This window comes from Bradyrhizobium sp. (assembly GCF_049519115.1).
In the GTDB taxonomy this organism is placed as follows: Bacteria; Pseudomonadota; Alphaproteobacteria; order Rhizobiales; family Xanthobacteraceae; genus Bradyrhizobium.
Map to the genome: position 1 here is coordinate 1 of NZ_JBEKRB010000186.1, position 3,397 is coordinate 3,397.

Genomic DNA, 3,397 nt, shown 5'->3' on the forward strand with positions numbered 1-3,397 from the left:
TTTTGGTCGGCCTTGCCGTCGATCGAACGGCAGGACCAAGCAGACATGCGAACTCACCTCATCCATCGTCCCGCGAGGGACATCCTTCCACTGCTCGGGGGAACTCGAGTTTTCTCCTATCCGGATCTGATCGTTGACGATGTCATGCTGCTGCCGCGGCTTGTTCCCTAGTCCAGCGGAACTCAGTGCCATCAACCCACATACGGTGCATGACCACGGCCAGCCGGCGAGCCAGCGCCACGATCGCCTTTTTCATCCCGCAGCGTCTGGCGATCTGCATCGCCCAGGCCTTGAGCCATGACCATTTCTTGGAACGCAGCATACTTGGGGCTGCTTCGTAGAGCATCGTCCGCATCATCTCATCGCCACAGCGCGATATTTTGCCGCTCCAATCTATCTCACCCGATTGATACTTGGCGCTCGTCAGCCCAAACACCGCCCCGACTGACTTGGATTTGCGGAAGCGAGCCGGAACGTCGACAGTGGCGCGATAGGTCAGTGACACCACGGGGCCGACACCCGGGGTCGTCATCAAACGCCGGCATACCTCGTCATCCCGCACGATGGCCAGCAGGCGGCGATGCAGGATGCAGAACTGCTCGCGAAGCGTCCGTCGAACAATGAGCAGCGGTTCGATCAGTGCGGCCAGGTCGGGAAAGTTCTCGACCAGCTCCCTGATGCGGACCTCGACCCTAACTGTCCCAACCATACCGACCTTCAGACCGAAGTTGCGTAAAGTGCCGCGCAAGTCGTTATCGATGGCGATCGCCTTGGACTGCAGCAGCTTGCGATGGGTCAGCAGCATCCGCAGTTTCTGACTGCGTAGCGTCTTCACTTGCACCGGACGGTAAAGCCCCACCCGCATCATCTGGGCGATGCCGCGGGCATCATTGCGATCCGTCTTGTTAATCTGCGCCTTCAAAACCGCTCGCATGTGTCGCGTTTCAACACAGATCACTGGCAAGTCTGCTTCAGCGAGCGCGCTGTAAATGGCCCAGCTTCCAACCCAATTCGTTTGAAGTGGTAGGCGAGGTTCTTCAACACCGCCAGCAACGCTTCAGGCTCGCTCGCCACCTTCGCTTCCCGAACGATCTTGTGTCATCCACAATGCGGATGCTCGTCTCCTTGACCGATACGTCCAATCCAGCAAAATGGTCCATGCTGCGCTTCTCCTTCTGATGCTTGAGGCCGTGACCACGGACCTCGTTTCACCATCAGCCTGAAGCGCAGCACCCAAAATCTTCAGCTATCCACAGCTGGCCGGCCTATTACCCCATCTCTTGAGGACAGAACCGACATGCCATTCAGGCTGAGCCACTTCCGATTTTGACCCGTTTCGGACTTCGGACGCGTCTGACTGGCTGTTGTCATCCTTCCGGGAGACCGGCCCGGACCATTCCATCATAGACGCGCTCGCGTCGGGCAAGATAGGTCGGATTGTCGGTTGCTGCGCTGGCGCGGAAACGAGCGACGGTAAAGCTTGGGTCCAGAAGAAGCCCAGCTTTTGCCGCAGCCCGCGCATCCTCATGTCGATTCACGAGCTGCAGCGCAGATGCGAGAAAGAAATGTCCGACAGCTAGATTTCGATTAGCTTCGATGCCCCGACGTATCCAGACGATTGCTTCTTCATCGGCTCCGAGCTGCGACTTGGCATTTCCCACCCACACCATCCACACATTTGCGCTGGGATCTCGTGGAGAAAGATGAAGCGCCTCCTGGACGTGGGCTTCGGTTTCTTCGCCGCGACCGGTTACGAATTTAGCAAAACCGATTTGTGCATGAGCGACAGCTAGATTTCGATCCAGCGCCAGCGCCCGTTCGCATTCGGCGATGCCTTGCTCTGCGCGGTTGGAAAAGATTTGGACGATGCCTAGCAAGCAATGTGCCATGGGATGATTTGGCGCGAGCGACAAGACCGTCGTCAAGGCAGCCTCAGCTTCCGCGAGGAGACGCGCCCGCTGGTCGCTCATAAAATAAGAACCGCTGCGTGCATCGACGGTCGCCCTGCCGACCAGCGCCTCGATATTGCTGGCGTCGAGTGCGAGCGCTCGCTCGAAAAAGCCGCGTGCCTTTGCGATTCGCTCGGGAGAAGATCCTCCATTTGCGTGGAGCATTCCCTGGAAATAGAGGTCCATTGAATCTGGACTTGGCGCTTGTTCTGCACGTCTCGCTTCGGCCGCGACCAGTTCGGTGCCTAGCTGATTGGCAAGACGCGCCACGATCTCGTCCTGCATATCGAATAGATCGGCCAATGGCTTATCGAAGCGCTCGGCCCAAAGGTGATTGCCGGTTTCAGCGTCTATCAGTTGGACATTTATCCGCAGTCGATTTCCGCCGCGTTGCACCGAGCCTTCGAGCACGTAACGCACGCCGAGTTCGCGGCCTACCTGTTTTACGTCTACGTGCTTGCCCTTGTAGGTAAAAGCCGTATTGCGCGCGATCACGAAGCCGCCAGAGATGCGCGACAAGTCCGTAGTCAGACTTTCGGTGATGCCATCGACGAAGTACTCCTGCTCCGGGTCACCACCCAGATTGGCGAAGGGAAGAACCACGATGGAAAGGTGCGGCGGTGTGGCGGCCGAGTCCGGACTTGCTCGCGCCGGCCTGCCGACTTCGAGCGAATAAGCCCGGATCGGATCGGCGATATTCTTGAGGTTTTGCTCACCGAGATCGGCGACCACAAGATCAAGCCGTGCTTTGACCTGGCGATAGGCATCCTCGGAAAGGCAAATAGCCCCTGGCTTCGCGATCCCTTCAAGCCGGGCGGCGATATTGATGCTGTCGCCCATGAGATCGCCGTCCGATTCCTCGACAACGTCGCCGAGGTGGATTCCGATGCGAAACTCTATACGGCGGTCGGGCGGCAGTCCGGCATTGCGCTCGACCATGCCGTTCTGAACCTCGATGGCGCAGCGCACGGCGTCGACTACGCTGCTGAACTCGACCAGGGCTCCGTCGCCGGTGCGCTTCACCACACGCCCCTTGTGAACTGAGATGGTCGGATCAATCAGATCACTGCGCAGCGCCCGCAGCCGCGCAAGCGTGCGGTCCTCGTCGGTGCCCGCAAGGCGGCTGTAACCCACGACATCGGCGGCGAGAATCGCGACGATCTTGCGGTGTGTCTGGTTGCCCGGCATTCTCCCAAGCCCCAAATGAGTTGGGCAAATAAGCGGAATGCTATTGCAAGTCCGGCGATAAAGCTATGACCGTCCATTCTCAATGAAGCTGTCCCGCTAAGGAAATTCGGCTGAAAAACGTTGGGCGGCACTTCCGGTTTTGTGCAGGTTTTTGGACGCCGGCATAACGGACGGTTCCACGCGCTGTGGCGGCCGGCGTCCAAAAAGCGCCAAGGCACGAAGTCGCGGGAAGTTTGGCACTGGCGGCGCAGCGGGCGCTA

The 3,397-nt window shown here is 58.8% G+C and carries 1 protein-coding gene and 1 pseudogene; both read right to left on the reverse strand.

The genetic code is table 11. The annotated features are described in order from the left end of the window. Positions 1-142: 142 nt before the first annotated feature. Positions 143-1,160, reverse strand: a pseudogene (locus ABSE61_RS36930) (IS110 family RNA-guided transposase). Positions 1,161-1,367: 207 nt separating this feature from the next. Continuing rightward, complete coding sequence (locus ABSE61_RS36935) at positions 1,368-3,137, reverse strand: adenylate/guanylate cyclase domain-containing protein (protein ID WP_423876079.1); 1,770 nt, start codon at positions 3,135-3,137, stop codon at positions 1,368-1,370. Between the last annotated feature and the right edge of the window lie 260 nt (positions 3,138-3,397).

Bases quoted from the DNA above. Each gene is read 5' to 3' on its own strand.
- ABSE61_RS36935 (WP_423876079.1), bottom strand. From the start codon at position 3,137: ATGCCGGGCAACCAGACACACCGCAAGATCGTCGCGATTCTCGCCGCC.